This is a genomic window from Rhizobium sp. CAU 1783, assembly GCF_054551725.1.
Map to the genome: position 1 here is coordinate 583003 of NZ_JBTOLM010000001.1, position 16073 is coordinate 599075.

The window sequence follows — 16073 nt, forward strand, 5'->3', positions numbered from 1 at the left end:
CACATCGCGTAAGACCGGCACGTCGCGCATGCCGGTCGTTCGGGTTCCCTTCGTCCGGCCTCAGGCGCCTTCCCTGGTCCAGAGGCGCTTGTCGAAGGGAAGCGGCGAATGGTCGTTCCAGCGGGCGAGCTTTTCCCGATAGCGACGGCGATAGGTGGCGTCGTCCTCGAACTCGTGGTTCTCCAGCATCAGTTCTGCACCGATCTCGTAGTAGACGTCGAGGTTGGTGAGATCCGGGACCGGCATCTCGCCGCGCTCGCATTCGCCCTGGATCTGCCAGAACACTTCCTCGAGGCGCCGGACCAGTGCCGGGATGTCGCGCAGGACGCTGGTCTCGCGCTGGCTCTGGAGGCTGGCGCGGACGGCTGCGAGGCTCGGTCGATCCTTGGCGAAGGCGATCGCCTTTTCCCGGTATTCTTCCGGCGTTTCGCAGATCAGTTCGGGGATTCCGGCTGCGGCCACGATGCTGCTGCAGAAGCGCGAGGCAAACGTCTTGCCCGGCACGGTCAGCACCGGCAGGCCCATGGTGATCGCGTCGGCGGCGGTCGAGTGCGCGCCGTAGGGGAAGGTGTCGAGGAACAGGTCGGCGAGGCCTATCCGTGCCAGGTGATGGGCGTTCGCGGCCTTGGGCGCGAAGATCAGGCGTTCAGGCTCGACCCCGTAGCGGGCGGCCGTGTCGCGCAGACGCTGATTGACGGCTTCGGCGCCGGCGAGCAGCCACAGCACGCTGCCCGGCGTTGCCGCAAGGATCTCCATCCAGCGGGCAAAGCAGGCGGCGGTGGTTTTCTGCATGCCGTTGAAGCAGGCAAAGACGAAGGCATTCTCCGGCAGGCCGGCTTCCGTCCGGGACGGCGGGGCGGCGATGACGCGCTTGCGGTCGATCGGCTGGTTGCAGGGGATGCGCAGGACGCGTTCCGAATAGTAGAGCTCGGTCTCCGGCGGGACGATCTGTTCGTCGGCGATCAGGTACTGGTGGAAGGGGCTGCCCATGGAGCCCGGATAACCGCAGAAGCTGACATTCACCGGCGCCGGCCGGTAGGCGAAGATCTTGGTGCGGGCATGCTTGGTGAAGCCGTTGACGTCGACCAGGATGTCGATCTCGTCGGCGGAGATCTGTCGGGCCGCGGCAACGTCGTCGATCGCCGCGATGTCGCGCCAGCAATCCACGGCCTGCTTGATACGTTCCTGCGTGGCATCATTCACGCGCGGTTCGCCGCAATAATAGGCGTAGATCTCGACGCTTTCCTTGTCATGAAGCTCGAGCACCTCGCGCAACGCGAATCCGACGGCGTGGTCGCGCAGGTCGGACGAGACATAACCGATGCGCAGCCGTTCCCCGGTGCCGGTCTTCTGGCGCGGGGCCTTGCGGGGGAATTCGCTGAGATCGGGGCGACCGACCAGGGTCTTGATGTAGCGGCTCGCCTTGGCCAGCTGGAAGAGCGGGTCGTCCGAGTAGCAGCCGAGGGGCAGGGGAGACATGGCGTCAACCAGTTGCCGGCCGGTCACGTGTTCCGAAGTGACGATGATCGGCCACTTGCACTGGTGCTGGCGAAGCGACAGCCAATGCTGGCCGGATTCGGGCTTGTCGGGACGCAGCTCGATCGCCTGCCAGAGAGCGGTCTCGGCTTCTTCGAGCAGGCCCGCGCCTTCCATGACGCGGCCGATGTGCTGGAGGGTCATCAGGCGGTGGCTGGTCCGGTCCGGGGTGATGTCGCCGGTTGCGTCCACATAGGTGCGCCACTGCTGGATCGCCTGGAGATTGAGACCGCAATCCTCGTAGGCGCGGCCGAGATTGATGTGCGCCTGGGCAAAATCGGGATTGAGCTTCAGGCAGGCGCGCAGCGCGTGGATCGATCCGGGGATGTCGTCCATCTGCCGGAGCGTCACCGAATAGTTGAAGTAGACGATATGCAGGAAGGGGCTCGCCTCGTTGAAGGCGATCCAGACCTTGTAGAGTTCGGCCGCAAGCGCCTTCTGACCTGAGGCGCTCAGCGTCTCGGCAACCTGAAACAGCTCGGTGAGGGGCAATTGCTGGTTTCGCGCCCTTTCCAGCAGGGAGGCGAACAGCGCAATGCTGTCTGAGGCGAACATATTATTCATGACCAAGGACATTCCACGACTTGGGGCCTGACGGCTCGAGTTGAAACGAACGCAACTACGCTATCGCACTCCCTAAAGGTGCTAGCTTGCTTTGGGCTTGCCTCATTGCGCGCACCGGGCCGTTTGTCGCGAAGCCCGCCGCTGCTCACTGGTCATGGAGAAGGGGGGCGTTGTCGATGCCGTCAATTCCTCGGTAGGGGCGTGGCTACTGGCGTCGGATGAAGACGCAAAACGTGGCAAGCCTTAACCCGCCGTTAATGCGGTTTGGCGGCCTCCCCAGAAATTGTGGGGTTTCTGCTTGGCCTTGGAATGTCTTTACTTTGCCGGTACAGATTTGTGGTGCGCCGGTCTTTTCGGCGACGCAGAGTTCTTGCGATTGCCTATCCCAATTTACAACTCTCGGGACCTGCCGTTAACCAAAAATTAGAACCTTCCAGACAAACATCAGCGCAAGTCATCTGCCGAAGTTGCGACATTCGAGTGTGTCGGGGCAGATCTTGGTGATTACGTCTTGCTGTGGCAAGATCTTCATCGCTGCAAGCGTAGGAATCAGAGCCTGTTCGCGCTCTGAATGCATGATGCCTTCCCGCGTTCGGCTCTCGCGAGCCATGTTCCACCTCATGTTATTTGTGTCCGCCAGGACGCCCGAATGGTCGAAGCCGATGATGGCATGTCCGACGGGTAAATACCGCCAGCAGGTGCAGGATGCACCTGAGGTCGCGGGGGAAGGCCCTGGAGCCTTTCGTTTCGCGCCGGCAGGGGAATGACATCTGCAATTCGCAAACGTTAAAGGCGCGCGTTTATGGTCTCGATCATTTCTTCACTGACCGCCAATCAGGTCAAAGCTCTTTCCACGGCATCCATCGTTGCTCTCGACACCGAAGACATGGCGGCGCTTTCGTCCGACCAGATCAAGGTGCTCTCCTCCACGCAGGTCGCCGCTCTTGAGACGGTCGACCTCGCTGCGCTCAGCTCCACCCAGTTCAGCGCCGTCTCCGCAAGTGCGGTTGTCGGTCTTAGCGCAACCCAGCTTGCCGTCCTCGACGCCGCCAAGATCGGCGCAATGGGCACCTCGCAGGTCGCAGCGCTCTCCTCTACCCAGATCGGCACCCTGACCACCACGCAGATTGCAGCCCTCACCACCACCCAGCTCGCCGCTCTCGGCTCCTCGGCCCTCTCGGCCCTCGGCACCGATGATATCGCGACCTTCTCGTCGACGGACCTCGCAGCGATCAGCTCCAAGGCCCTTTCCGGCCTCTCGACCGCCAATGTCGCTGCGCTCACCACCGCCCAGCTCGCAGGCCTGACCTCGACGCAGGTCGCCGGCCTTACCTCGACCCAGCTCGGCGCCATGACGACCACCCAGGTCGCCGCTCTTTCGACCGCCCAGGTCGCAGCGCTCAGCTCGACCCAGGTTGCTGGTCTCTCCACGGCCAATGTCGCCGTCCTGACGACGGCCCAGATCGGCGCTCTCAGCTCCAAGGCAGTCGCTGCACTGACGACCGCCCAGATCGGCGCTCTTTCCACGACGCAGGTCGCCGGGTTCACGACGGCCCAGATCGGCACGCTCGGCTCCGCTGCTATCGGTGCCCTCGGTACGGACGACATCGCCACCTTCGACGCAACTGAAATCGCTGCCATCGGCGCCAAGGCCGTTGCTGGTCTCGCAACCGCCACCGTCGCAGCCCTCAGCACTGCACAGGTCGGCGGTCTGACCTCTACCCAGCTCGCTGCGCTTACCTCTGCGCAGCTTGGCGCCATGACCACCACGCAGGTCGCGGCTCTCAGCACGACGCAGGTCGCTGCTCTCAGCTCCACCCAGGTTGCCGGCCTTAGCACCGCTGCCGTCGCCGCTCTCACCACCGGTCAGGTCGGTGCACTGAGCTCCAAGGCAGTCGCAGCACTGACCTCTGCCCAGGTCGGCGCACTGTCGACGACCCAGGTTGCCGCCCTGACCACCGGTCAGCTCGCAACCCTGAGCTCGACTTCGCTCGCCGCTCTCGGCACGGACGATATCGCGACCTTCGATTCGGCCGATATTGCCGCGATCAATGCCAAGTCGCTTGCCGGTCTCACGACCACTGCCGTTGCTGCCCTGACGACCGCCCAGCTCGGTGGCCTGTCCTCCGCCCAGGTTGCAGCCCTCAGCTCGACCCAGATCGGTGCGCTGACGACGACGCAAGCTGCTGCACTCACCACCACGCAGGTCGCAGCCCTGAGCTCGACCCAGGTTACCGCGATCAGCACGGCCAACGTCGCTGTCCTGACGACCGGCCAGATCGCCGCTCTCAGCTCCAAGGCCGTCGGTGCCCTGACCACTGCCCAGTTCACCGCCCTGACAACGGCCCAGGCCCAGGCTCTGAGCCCGGCCCAGGTCGCAGCACTCGGTTCCGAAGACCTGGCCGCTCTCGGTACGGACGACATCGCCCTCTTCTCGACGGACGATATCGCCGCGATCAATTCCAAGGCGGTTGCCGGTCTCTCGACCGCAGCCGTGGCCGCTCTGACCACCGCGCAGGTTGCCGTCCTGACCACCAGCCAGGTCGCTGCCCTGACGTCAGCCCAGTTCGGCGCCCTGACCTCCACGCAGTTCGCGGCCTTCAGCTCCACACAGATCGGTGCGCTGAGCTCTGCGGCAATCGCAAGCCTCGGCACGGACGACGTCGCTACGTTGTCGTCGACAGATCTCGCCGCGATCAGCGCCAAGGCACTCGTCGGTCTCTCGACCGCCAACGTGGCAACGCTGACGTCCACCCAGCTCGCTGGCCTCGGTTCCGCGCAGGTCGCCGCTCTCACCTCCGGCCAGATTCAGGCACTCACCACCACTGCGGTGGCTGCGCTGACGACCACGCAGGTCGCGGCCCTGACCTCGACCCAGGCTGCTGCGCTTACGACCACGCAGCTCCAGAACATGACGACGACGCAGCTCGGAAGCCTGACTGCCAAGGCGATCTCCGGTTTCACCTCGACCCAGATCGATGTCTTCAATACCGGACAGATCAATGGTTTCGGCACCACGCAGCTCGCCGCACTGACCTCCGTTCAGCTCGGCGCCCTGATGGCTGACGATATCGACACGTTCTCGTCGACCGATATCGCCGCCCTCAACGCCAAGGCGATTGCCGGCCTGACCACCGCCGCCATCGGTTCGTTCGACGCGACCCAGGTTGCGGCGCTGACTTCGGCACAGGTTGCTGCCCTGACCTCGACCCAGGTCGCCGCTCTCACGACGACCCAGGTCGCCGCGTTCACCACGACGCAGGTCGCTGCCCTGACCTCGACCCAGGTTGCCGCATTCAGCACCGCTGCGGTTGCGGCCCTGACCACCGGTCAGGTCGCAGCACTGAGCTCCAAGGCTTTGGGTGCCATGACTTCTGCTCAGGTCGGTGCGCTTTCGACGACCCAGGTTGCCGCATTGACCACCGGTCAGCTTGCAACCCTGAGCTCGACCTCGCTCGCCGCTCTCGGCACGGATGACATCGCGACCTTCGACTCGGCCGATATCGCCGCGATCAACTCCAAGGCACTGGCAGGTCTTTCGACCGCCGCTGTTGCAGCGCTCACCACTGCCCAGCTTGGTGGCCTGACCTCGGCACAGGTCGCAGCTCTGAGCTCGACACAGATCGGCGCACTGACGACCACGTTGGCCGCGGCCCTCAGCACGACGCAGGTTGCAGCCCTCAGCTCGACCCAGGTTGCCGCTCTCAGCACCGCCAATGTCGCCGTCCTGACGACTGCACAGGTTGCTGCTCTCAGCTCCAAGGCTGTCGGCGCCCTGACGACTGCGCAGTTCACTGCCCTGACCACGGCTCAGGCCCAGGCGCTGACCCCGGCACAGGTTGCCGCGCTCGGTTCCGAAGACCTGGCCGCTCTCGGCACGGACGATCTGGCGCTGTTCTCGACCGCGGACATCGCCGCGATCAATGCCAAGGCGATCGCCGGTCTTTCGACCACTGCCGTCGCAGCTCTGGGCACCGCTCAGATAGCGGCCCTGACGACCGCACAGGTCGCCGGTCTGTCCTCGACGCAGTTCGCCGCCCTCGGCACGGCTCAGATCGATGCGATGAGCACGACGCAGATCGCTGCACTCGGCTCCGCAGCGATCTCGCAGCTCGGTACCGATGATCTGGCAACCTTCAGCGCGACGGACATCGCCGCGATCAGCGCCAAGGCACTTGCCGCCCTGTCGACCACGAACGTCGCTGCCCTGACCACCGCACAGATCGGTGGCCTGACCTCGACGCAGATCGGTGCTTTGACCTCTGCCCAGATCGGTGCCCTGACAACGACCCAGTTCGGTGCCCTGACTTCGACGCAGATCGGTCTGCTGACCACCAGCCAGGTCGCTGCTCTGAGCACCGCGAATGTCGCAGCGCTCACCACGGCACAGATGGCGGGTCTCACCTCCGCTCAGGTCGGCGTCCTCAGCTCGGCCCAGGTCGGCGCTCTGACGACCACCCAGGTCGGTGCGCTCACGACGGCTCAGATCGGCGCCATGGGTTCGGCAGCAATCGCCGCCCTCGGCACCGATGATCTGGCCACCTTCGCCTCGACGGATATCGCGGCGATCAGCACGAAGGCCATCGCCGGTCTGTCGACCGCGAACGTCGCAGCCCTGACGACGGCACAGCTGGCAGGTCTGAGCTCCGCTCAGGTTGCCCTGCTGAGCTCGACCCAGGTCGGCGCTCTGACGACCACGCTGGTCGCGGGCCTCAGCACGGCCCAGGCTGCCGCGCTGACCTCGACGCAGGTCGCATCGCTCAGCACCGCAAACGTCGCTGTCCTGACGACGGCTCAGGTTGCTGCACTCTCCGTCAAGGCGGTAGGTGCGATGACCACGGCCCAGATCGATGCGATGAGCACCGGTCAGGTCGAAGCTCTGACCTCGCTGCAGGTTGCGGCCCTCGGTTCCGAAGCGATTGCCGCACTGGCAACGGCAGACCTGGTTCTCTTCTCCACGGCCGACATCGCGGCGATCAGCTCGAAGGCCATTGCCGGCCTGGCGAGCGGTGACATCGCTGCCCTGACGACTGCGCAGATCCAGGCGATCACGACTGCACAGGTTCAGGCGATGAACGACGAGCAGACCGCTGCCATCATCGCACGCTATACGGCGATCTGATGCCGGTGGCGGGGCAACCCGCCGCCACGTCACCTGACGTCGACACCAGAAATCGCGGCGACCCTTTCGAGGGGTGCCGTCTTCGTATGGGTAAGGCTCCTCATAGCGCCCAAGGGGAGGGATGCGACTTCCCAGCCGGGAAACAGCCTCGGCGGGGGAGGCCTTGGTTGCGCTGAGGGCAATCTGCGCCGTGCGCCATAGCCATCGACCAATCCGGCCTGGCGGTTGCGCTGCGCTTCAACCTACTTGGCTGCCAATACGACGGGTCCCGAAACGGCGTCGGTAACGCCGAGCCCTTCTCCGAGATCCATCAGCGTATCCCGAAAAGTGTCGAGCGTGGCGATCATCAGGGGCCGAGCGGCGGCGAGCACGTCCATGTCGTCCCATTCTGCGACGATGCAGTATCGGCCTTCGCCGGTCCTGACGATATTGGCATGGCGCAGGCCGGCCCAATCGCCGGCAATGTTCTTGTGGGCAGCGAGAAAGGTCTCCTCCATGCCCGGCTTGATCTTGAAGCGGACGATGTTGAACGCGGTCATTGTTGCCTCCGGCCCGTGGGGTGGTGACTTGAATGCATTCGATCGGCAGGCCCAGGAGTTGGGCAGCAAACCATGAGTATCGCTGCAGGGGTTCTGCGTTGTGCTAATTTAGCACAATGCAGAACTCAGCAGAAGTAAAGTCTGCACAGCGGGCGGCCGCGTCGGGAAGGCGGGACGGGGTCGGATCCTACGCCGCCCTGGCCAGTGCAATTGCGTCTGCGCCAGCCGGAAAACGGAGCTTTCCTGTCAGGTCGTTCGCCGCGGCCCAGATCGCCTCTGCGACGTCGGTTTCGCGGGTGGTAAGGGCCGGATCCGCGAATGCTGCGAAGATGGGAGCGGCAAAGTCGGCGTATGCTTCGGGGATGAGATCTTCGACGCGCACCGAGGTGTTTTGGGCAAATCGGGTCGTTGGCGCGTATCCGGGCTCAACCAGCTTCACGCCGATGTTGAAGTGGGCGAGTTCGTGGGAGAGGGAGCCGGTGAAGCCTTCGATGGCCTGCTTGCTCGCGGTATAGGCCGCCGCGAGCGGCATTGGGGCCAGCGTAACGCTCGACGTGACGTTGACGATCACGCCCGAGCGACGCTCGCGCATGCCGGGGATCACGGCCTGCGCCATGGCCATGGTGCCGAAGGTATTGGTGTCGAAGATCTTCCGCACATGGGCCATCGGAGTCGCTTCGAAGGCGCCGACGACGCCGATGCCGGCATTGTTGACCAGCACGTCGATCGGACCCGCTGCCTCGACGGCCGCGGCGATGCTGTCTTCGTCCGTGACGTCGAGCGCAAGCAGACGCAGGTTCGGTGCGGCCGGCAGAAGGCCTTCCCTCGGGTTCCGCATGGTCGCAATGACATTCCACTGGCGGGCGAGGAAGTGGCGTGCGGTTTCCAGGCCGTAGCCTGATGAGGTGCCGGTAATCAAGATGGTCTTCATGGTTCGTCTCCTTTGACGTGTGTCTATGGGTCGAAACTAGCGATTGATTACCGGACGTTCTACGATTGAACGTCCACGATTAATTCGCTATCGTCCGAACATGATTGATCCTCTTTCAGATGTTATCGGTCTCCTGCGCCCGCGGACCGTGTTCACCAAGGGCATCAGCGGGGCGGGGCGCTGGGGCGTGCGCTATGGTGAGTTCGGCCATCCGAGCTTTGCCGTGGTGATCGAGGGGAGCTGTCGTCTGGCGGTGGATGGTCAGGAGGAACTGACCCTCGAGGCGGGTGACTTCGTGCTTCTGCCGAAGACTCCGGGTTTCACGATTTCCGGCTTCGAGAAGGTGGTCCCGGACTTCATCGATCCGCATGTCGCGGCAAGCGCCACGGGTGAGGTACGCCACGGCCGGCAGGACGGGCCGCCGAGTGTCCGGTTGCTCGGCGGCTATTTCGTGTTCGGCTGCGAGGACGCCGATCTCCTGGTGTCGCTGTTACCCGAACAGGTGCATGTGCGTGGCGTCTCGCGCCTGTCGACGTTCGTCGCGTTCCTGATCGAGGAGGCGGCACTCGAGCGTCCGGGCCGTGACCTCGTTTTGTCGCGCCTCGTCGAGATCCTGCTGGTCGAGGCGCTGAGGCTCAGCCAGACGCTGCACGCTTCTGCGGGATTGCTGCGGGGACTGGCGGATCATCGGCTTGCGGAAGCCATCCGGCAGATGCATGCCGACCCTGCGCGCGCCTGGACGATGACCGAGCTCGCCAAGGAGGCGGCTCTCTCGCGATCGACTTTCTTCGAGCGCTTCACCCGCCATGTCGGCATGCCGCCGATGGAATATCTGCTGGCATGGCGCATGGCGCTGGCAAAGGACCTGCTGCGCCGGGAGAATGTCGACATCGCGGAAGTGGCCGAAAGGGTCGGATACGGATCGGCCAGCACCTTCAGCACCGCCTTCAGCCGCCACGTCGGCCAACCGCCCGGCCGCTACGCACGCGGGGCGGGAGAGGCTTCGGCGGCCGGCTGATTTCATGCCTCCGTCGGCGTCATCAGGCAGGCCTAGTGACCGGGTTCTGATCACGCTGAGCCAGCCACCAGTCGGCAGTGCGTCTGATGCCTTCCTGGTTCGATATGCGGCTCGGTCCGCAAATTTTTTCGATCGGCGTGGTATCGAAGACGTATTCCGTCAGCATGTTGTCAAGGCGGGTGCTGTTGAGGGGCATCTTCCTCATCCCGAGGAGGGCTGCGATGTCGCCGGCCTTGGCAAGGGAAACTGCGATCGCCCTTGGCAACGTGGGTATCGATGCGCCGAGCCGTTGTGCGAAACCATCGCACCATTCCCTTAGCTCTATGGGCTGGCTGTCGGCGGCATAGAGCGTTCTTCCGTGCAGAAGTGCCGGGTCTGCCGTGCCCAGGCCCTCCAATTGGTGGGTCAGGTTGTCGATATATGAATACGACTTGTAGACAGGCTTGCGCCCGACGTGGAAATAGAGACCTCCCTGGATCATCGACAGCAGCCTGAGATAGTGGGGGCTCATGCCGGGTCCCCAGACAGTGGTGGGGCGGATGACAACCCACTCCTTCCCGCCTCCGTCATTGGCGCGGACGATGTTCTCACCTTCCATCTTGCTCATCCCGTATTCGCCGACCGGGTCGTAGTCGTCATCCCTGGTGGGGATGTAGCCTGGACGGTTGACGAGTTGCGATGACAGCCAGACGACCCGCCTGACGCAACCGCTCTGCGCCACGGCGTGTACCAGGTTCGAGACCCCGACGGTGTTCGCGTCGTAGGTCGTGCCTGGAGCGAAGGCGGCAAGATCGGTCTGTGATGCAAGATTGTATACAAGCTCGGGTTGGAATTCCTCGATTGCTTGCGAGATACTGGCCGGGTTGGTGATGTCGCCGACGATTCCGTTCGACGTCCGTCTGCGGCTGAAGCCAATTGCGACATGGCCTTTTTCTTGCAGTCTGCGGATCAGAGCAGACCCCAGGAATCCTGAACCGCCAGTGACGAGAACGCGCATAGAGAGCCTCCATTTCCAGATGCTGGAAAACGCAGGCGGGCACGTTTGGTTCCCGCGCTATCTATGATTGTCTTCGGCTGGCCTCGGCGTGGAAGGAATCTGGAGGGCTTGCAAGCGGTCCCGGGTTGCCAGCGAGACGGGAACTGTCGTTTCGCTCCCAGCCGGGTGCGCTTCACATCGAAGTTCACACATCGACAAGAGATCCCGGTGGATCTTCCGGGCGGTCAGGTCGGTTTGAAGACGCACCACAGGCGAGCGGCCCCGAGGCTGCCTTCGCCCCGCACCAACGCTCGCATATATATCCTCGATATATTGAGAATGGCGCACCCGACAGGATTCGAACCTGTGACCTTTGGAATCGGAATCCAACACTCTATCCAGCTGAGCTACGGGTGCATCCGGCGGCGCGTGCTGTGACTCGCCTAAGCTGTTCGGCGGTCATAGCGCAGACTTTGATCCGCATCAATGCGGAAAATGTGCAATCGGCGAGACTAGGCTTGCGGGCTGCTTTTGTCTGTCCGTCCGCGCATCAACGGTCTGTGCGGACAGGCTCGGCGATGTCTCTTGTGCACCTGCGAAGGCGAGGTTGGAATTTTCCGACGGCGATCAGCGTCGAAATGGTCGACTTTCGTCGTTGTTGGTGCCCGGATCCCTTGTGTGGCAGGGGCAATGGTATAATAGGATGCGCGAAATTCGGTGATTTCGCACTGCAAAACGAGAGGCGGCGCGCCGATTCGGGGGAAACTGAAACATGAACAGCCATAACATGCCGACGGACAGCATCGCGGAGCCGGCGGAGGTGTCGGACGGCCTCGATCATTCGTTGATCGAGGATGCGGTCGGCTATCGTCTACGGCGGGCGCAGCTTTCGGTGTTCCAGGCGTTCAACGAGGCCTTTTCCTCCAAGGGGCTGAGGCCGACCGACTTTGCCGTGCTGCTGCTGCTCACCCGCAATCAGGGCGCCAAGCAGAGCGAGGTGGCCGAGGCGCTCGGCATCCAGCGCGCCAACTTCGTCGCCATCGTCGACGGCCTGGAGGCCAAGGGCTTCGTCGAGCGGCGAAAGTCCGAACTCGACCGCCGCGTCCAGTCGCTCCACATCACCGATGCCGGGCTGACCTATCTCAACGAACTGATGCCGATCTGGCAGGAACACGAGGAGCGGCTTCTTGCCCGCCTCGGTGGCCGGCAGGCCCGCGACCAGCTGATCGCGCTGCTCGACCGTCTCTACGACTGAGCGGAGACTAACCGCACCGCTTGAGAGCTTCGTCGATCAGAAGGTTGGCGATCTTCATGCGCGCGGTCGCCTTGTCGCGGAAATCCGCAGGATGACGGTCCGGGTGATTGTCGCGGGCAAAGGCGCGGCGCTTTTCGGCAAGGCTCTGCCGGTCCTCGGTTTCCGTGATGCCGAGGTCTTCAGCAATTTCCGCGATTGTCAGGCGCAGCAGATGGGTGGGGATCACCGGCGGCTCGTTCGCTACGGCGCGCTCCTCCGGCATCAGGGCGAGATAGGCGTCCATGAGAGTGGCGGAGACCGGTGTCTGGTCGATGCTCTCCGCGACGAAGCCGGCGGAGAGGCCGGAGACCCGATAGACCGGCGGTCCGGGCTCCTCCGCTTCATCCTCGGCCTCTTCGGCAAGACGCTCGACGACCGACTGAAAGATTGATTTTCCGAAAAGCATCCGCCGCTCCGTGCACCGAGCGGCGACAAGAGCACGGCAATGTGGTGCCGGGCTTGCGGGACCCCGGTCGTCTGGTCGGAGAGGGTAGCAGGCTGCAAAGGGGTACCGGCCGGGGCCGGCGCGTGGTCAGTTCTGGCTTTGCGACTGGCTCTGGCTGCGGGATTCGACCACCACGCTGACCCGGAGGTCCTCGCCGGCCGCGCCGATCCGCATGCCGGAGACGGGGGCTGCATCCGCATAGCAGAGGCCGGTCGCAATCCGCACATAACGCGCATCGGGGCAATGGTTGTTGGCCGCGTCGAAGCCGACCCAGCCGAGGCCGGGCAGGTGGACCTCAGCCCAGGCATGGCTTGCCGACTGCTCGACCGCGTCGTCCATCTTGAGATAGCCGGAGACGTAGCGGGCCGGGATCGCCATGACGCGGGCGGCCGCGATCATCGCATGGGCATGATCCTGGCAGACGCCGTGGCCGGCTTCCATAGCCTGTTCGGCGGTGGTTTCGCTGTCGGTCTTGCCCGGGCGATAGGCGATCGCCTTGTGGAGCGTCTCCATGAGGTCGTGCATGCGCGACAGAGGGTCCTCGCCGGAAAGGCCTTTCACCAGATCGCGGACGAGCTTGCCTGCCCGGGTCCGCGGCGTGTCACGCAGGAAGAGCCAGAGCGGCGTGAAGCCGACGTGCGGGCCGTAGACGCCGGCGAGATCCTCGGTCACGACTTCGCCGGAGGCCTGGATGCAGACCTCGTGGCTTTCGCCCTCGGTCGAGACGAGGTGCACGTGATTGCCGAAATGGTCGTTGAAGCCGGCCTCGACGGTTGCTCCGTCGACCGTGATGTTCCAGCTGTCCACGTGCTGGCCGGGGCCGCTTCGCGGCGTCAGCCTCAGCCGTTGCAGCGAATAGAGGACCGGCGCTTCGTAGCGATAGTGGGTGGTATGGGTGATCTTCAGCCGCATGATCTTCTGTCCGTGCTCGCCCGCCTCAGCTGTAGAAGCGATAGCCCTCGGTGATTTCCTGGCCCAGCTTGTTGTTGCGGGCGATGAAGGTGTCGAGGAATTCGTGCAGTCCCTGGTCCATGATCTGGCCGACCGTGGTCGAATGCAGCGACTTCTGCACCGCCTCGGCCGTGTCGTGGGCCGCCAGCCGCTCGCCGTAGTCCCTGGCGATGTAGCCGAGATTGCTGACGATCTTCTCGTAGGAATAGGCAAGCGAGCGCGGCATCTGGCCGTTGAGGATCAGGAAGTCGGCGATGTTGGCGGCGCGGTATTCGCCGTCATACATCCAGCGGTAGGAGCGGTGGGCCGAGACCGAGCGCAGGATCGATTCCCACTGCATGTTGTCGAGCGAGGAGCCGACATGGGTGATCGCCGGCAGCAGAACATAGTACTTCACGTCGAGGATGCGACTGGTGTTGTCGGCGCGCTCGATGAAGGTGCCGATGCGGGCGAAGTTGTAGATCTCGTTTCGCAGCATCGAGCCGTGGAAGGCGCCGCGGATCAGGCCGGCGCGGCGCTTGACCGTTTCGATCACCTCCGGAAGGTCGGCCGATTTCAGCTTGCGGGCGAGCATCTGCTTGAGCTCGATCCAGCATTCGTTGGTGGCTTCCCAGGTTTCCCGGGTGAGAGCGGTCCTTACCATGCGGGCATTGTTGCGCGCCGATTCGATGCAGGACATCACACTCGACGGATTGGCGAGGTCGCGCAGCAGGAAGTCGATGGCGTCCGAGGCGGTCACCTTGGAATGGGTTGCGAGAAACGGCTCGCGCACGTCGGCGCTCATCAGCACGGCGCCCCAGTCGTCGTCATTGGCGGCGCTGCGGGTGAGCTGCATGCGCAGGCCCGCGTCGACGAGGCGGGCAATATTTTCGGCCCGCTCGATGTAGCGGAACATCCAGTAGAGGCCGTTGGCGGTTCTTCCGAGCATGACCATCCGTCAGTCCTCCAGTACCCATGTGTCTTTGGTGCCGCCGCCCTGGCTGGAATTGACCACGAGCGAGCCCTGTTTCAGGGCGACGCGGGTCAGTCCGCCGGGGATGATCTGCACCTTGTCGGAGACGAGGACGTAAGGACGAAGGTCGACGTGGCGCGGCGCGATGCCCTTGTTGACCAGGATCGGCACGGTCGACAGCGAGAGCGTCGGCTGGGCGATGTAGTTGTTCGGCCGGGCTTTCAGCTTTTCGGCGAAGGTGGCGCGCTCCTTCTTGGAGGCGGTCGGGCCGACCAGCATGCCGTAGCCGCCGGAACCGTGGACTTCCTTGACTACCAGTTCCTCGAGGTGCTCCAGCACGTATTTCAGGCTGTCGGCCTCGGAACAGCGCCATGTCGGCACGTTTTCGAGAAGCGCCTTGCGGCCGGTGTAGAATTCGACGATCTCGGGCATGTAGGAATAGATCGCCTTGTCGTCGGAAATGCCGGTGCCGGGGGCATTGGCGATGGTGATGTTGCCGGCGCGATAGACGTCCATGATGCCGGGCACGCCGAGGCAGCTGTCGGGGCGGAAGGTCAGCGGATCGAGGAAGTCGTCGTCGACGCGGCGGTAGAGGACGTCGATCGCCTCGTAGCCGCGGGTGGTGCGCATCTTGACCTTGCCGTCGATGACGCGGAGGTCAGAACCCTCGACCAGTTCCACGCCCATCATGTCGGCGAGGAAGGAGTGCTCGTAATAGGCGGAGTTGTAGATGCCGGGGGTCAGCACCGCGACCCGCGGCTTGCCCTTGCAGCCGGGAGGGGCAAGCGAGGCGAGCGACTGGCGGAGCAGATAGGGGTAGTCCTCGACGCGCTGCACCTTGTTGAGCTGGAACAGCTCCGGGAACATCTGCATCATGGTTTCCCGGTTTTCCAGCATGTAGCTGACGCCGGAGGGCGTGCGGGCATTGTCTTCCAGCACGTAGAACTGGTCCTCGCCGGTGCGCACGATGTCGGTGCCGACGATGTGGGTATAAACGCCGCCCGGCGGGCGGAAGCCGATCATTTCCGGCAGGAAGGCGACGTTCTTCTCGATCAGCTCGCGCGGAATGCGGCCGGCCTTGATGATTTCCTGCTTGTGGTAGATGTCATCGAGGAAGGCGTTGAGCGCGAGAACACGCTGTTCGATCCCCTGGGCGAGGCGGCGCCACTCCCGACCGGAGATGATTCTCGGAATGATGTCGAAGGGAATGAGCTTTTCGGAGGAGTCCTCGTGGCCATAGACCGCGAAGGTGATGCCGGTCTTTCTGAAGATGTTTTCCGCGTCTCTGGACTTTGCAATCAGTCGGGCCGGATCCTGATGGGAGTACCAGTCGTGGTAGTTCTGGTAGGGCACGCGCGGACTGCTGTCCGCGTTCATCATTTCATCAAATGCCAACGGCGCCATCCCCTGTTTTTTGCCATTTGAATACAATGCATTTACCAATGCAAGAAGCGTGCACGCCGCCGCATGCAGATTTTCGGCCCATCGATACAGCGCGAAAAAGCGGCAATAGCTCAGAAATACGGCATGTCTTCTTGGGGCGAGTCCGTTAGCCGCTGGTTCGGCGCGGCAGGTCTTGACGAATGTTTCCTCGCTGATGGCATCGGGTTCATTCAGGATGCCTAAAATTTAGACTTTCACAACGATGAAAAAAATCTTCTCGCGCCGTGGCTCAGCGGATTTGATCCTCGGTTGCAGGAAAAGTCCTTTGACGCGCGCTTTTGTCGCGACTAACGAGAGTCACC

The 16073-nt window shown here is 63.5% G+C and carries 11 protein-coding genes and 1 tRNA gene; 3 read left to right on the forward strand and 9 right to left on the reverse strand.

The features are described 5' to 3' along the window. Positions 1–60: 60 nt before the first annotated feature. The gene (locus ACX93L_RS02605; RefSeq protein ID WP_459403387.1) at positions 61–2100 is read right to left on the reverse strand and encodes an O-linked N-acetylglucosamine transferase, SPINDLY family protein; all 2040 of its coding nucleotides are present in this window, start codon (positions 2098–2100) and stop codon (positions 61–63) included. 802 nt (positions 2101–2902) lie between these two features. Between ACX93L_RS02605 and ACX93L_RS02610 the strand changes: the two genes are divergently transcribed. Continuing rightward, complete coding sequence (locus ACX93L_RS02610) at positions 2903–7222, forward strand: beta strand repeat-containing protein (protein ID WP_459403388.1); 4320 nt, start codon at positions 2903–2905, stop codon at positions 7220–7222. A gap of 242 nt (positions 7223–7464) precedes the next feature. On the opposite strand, the gene ACX93L_RS02615 is transcribed toward ACX93L_RS02610, so the two are convergent. Then, complete coding sequence (locus ACX93L_RS02615; protein ID WP_459403389.1) at positions 7465–7761, reverse strand: antibiotic biosynthesis monooxygenase; 297 nt, start codon at positions 7759–7761, stop codon at positions 7465–7467. A 187-nt stretch (positions 7762–7948) separates the two neighbouring features. Then, positions 7949–8692, reverse strand: coding sequence for an SDR family oxidoreductase (locus tag ACX93L_RS02620; protein ID WP_459403390.1), 744 nt, complete (start codon positions 8690–8692; stop codon positions 7949–7951). Between the two features lie 100 nt (positions 8693–8792). On the opposite strand from ACX93L_RS02620, the gene ACX93L_RS02625 reads away from it, so the two are divergent. Beyond that, positions 8793–9710 (forward strand): AraC family transcriptional regulator, encoded by a 918-nt coding sequence (locus ACX93L_RS02625; protein WP_459403391.1) that lies wholly within the window; start codon positions 8793–8795, stop codon positions 9708–9710. 22 nt (positions 9711–9732) lie between these two features. On the opposite strand, the gene ACX93L_RS02630 is transcribed toward ACX93L_RS02625, so the two are convergent. Beyond that, complete coding sequence (locus ACX93L_RS02630) at positions 9733–10707, reverse strand: NAD-dependent epimerase/dehydratase family protein (protein ID WP_459403392.1); 975 nt, start codon at positions 10705–10707, stop codon at positions 9733–9735. A gap of 319 nt (positions 10708–11026) precedes the next feature. Then, a tRNA-Arg gene (locus ACX93L_RS02635) sits at positions 11027–11103 on the reverse strand. A gap of 355 nt (positions 11104–11458) precedes the next feature. Here ACX93L_RS02635 and ACX93L_RS02640 point away from each other — a divergent pair. Beyond that, on the forward strand, positions 11459–11941 hold the full coding sequence (locus ACX93L_RS02640; RefSeq protein ID WP_459403393.1) for a MarR family winged helix-turn-helix transcriptional regulator: 483 nt from the start codon (positions 11459–11461) through the stop codon (positions 11939–11941). Positions 11942–11948: 7 nt separating this feature from the next. Here ACX93L_RS02640 and ACX93L_RS02645 read toward each other — a convergent pair whose 3' ends face one another. The 4 genes from ACX93L_RS02645 to ACX93L_RS02660 form a co-directional block, all read right to left on the reverse strand. Then, positions 11949–12386 (reverse strand): hypothetical protein, encoded by a 438-nt coding sequence (locus ACX93L_RS02645; RefSeq protein ID WP_459403394.1) that lies wholly within the window; start codon positions 12384–12386, stop codon positions 11949–11951. Positions 12387–12512: 126 nt separating this feature from the next. After that, on the reverse strand, positions 12513–13337 hold the full coding sequence (locus tag ACX93L_RS02650; RefSeq protein ID WP_459403395.1) for a transglutaminase family protein: 825 nt from the start codon (positions 13335–13337) through the stop codon (positions 12513–12515). 25 nt (positions 13338–13362) lie between these two features. After that, positions 13363–14304, reverse strand: a complete 942-nt coding sequence (locus ACX93L_RS02655) for an alpha-E domain-containing protein (RefSeq protein ID WP_459403396.1) — start codon at positions 14302–14304, stop codon at positions 13363–13365. 9 nt (positions 14305–14313) lie between these two features. Next, a complete protein-coding gene (locus tag ACX93L_RS02660; RefSeq protein WP_169586655.1) occupies positions 14314–15723 on the reverse strand; it encodes a circularly permuted type 2 ATP-grasp protein in 1410 nt (469 codons plus the stop codon). Positions 15724–16073: the final 350 nt, after the last annotated feature.

What these genes read in the sequence shown, in the direction of transcription:
- ACX93L_RS02625 (WP_459403391.1), top strand. Translation starts at nt 8,793, where the DNA reads ATGATTGATCCTCTTTCAGATGTTATCGGTCTCCTGCGCCCGCGGACC.
- ACX93L_RS02650 (WP_459403395.1), bottom strand. Translation starts at nt 13,337, where the DNA reads ATGCGGCTGAAGATCACCCATACCACCCACTATCGCTACGAAGCGCCG.
- ACX93L_RS02655 (WP_459403396.1), bottom strand. Translation starts at nt 14,304, where the DNA reads ATGCTCGGAAGAACCGCCAACGGCCTCTACTGGATGTTCCGCTACATC.
- ACX93L_RS02640 (WP_459403393.1), top strand. Translation starts at nt 11,459, where the DNA reads ATGAACAGCCATAACATGCCGACGGACAGCATCGCGGAGCCGGCGGAG.
- ACX93L_RS02630 (WP_459403392.1), bottom strand. Translation starts at nt 10,707, where the DNA reads ATGCGCGTTCTCGTCACTGGCGGTTCAGGATTCCTGGGGTCTGCTCTG.
- ACX93L_RS02605 (WP_459403387.1), bottom strand. Translation starts at nt 2,100, where the DNA reads ATGAATAATATGTTCGCCTCAGACAGCATTGCGCTGTTCGCCTCCCTG.
- ACX93L_RS02615 (WP_459403389.1), bottom strand. Translation starts at nt 7,761, where the DNA reads ATGACCGCGTTCAACATCGTCCGCTTCAAGATCAAGCCGGGCATGGAG.
- ACX93L_RS02610 (WP_459403388.1), top strand. Translation starts at nt 2,903, where the DNA reads ATGGTCTCGATCATTTCTTCACTGACCGCCAATCAGGTCAAAGCTCTT.
- ACX93L_RS02620 (WP_459403390.1), bottom strand. Translation starts at nt 8,692, where the DNA reads ATGAAGACCATCTTGATTACCGGCACCTCATCAGGCTACGGCCTGGAA.
- ACX93L_RS02645 (WP_459403394.1), bottom strand. Translation starts at nt 12,386, where the DNA reads ATGCTTTTCGGAAAATCAATCTTTCAGTCGGTCGTCGAGCGTCTTGCC.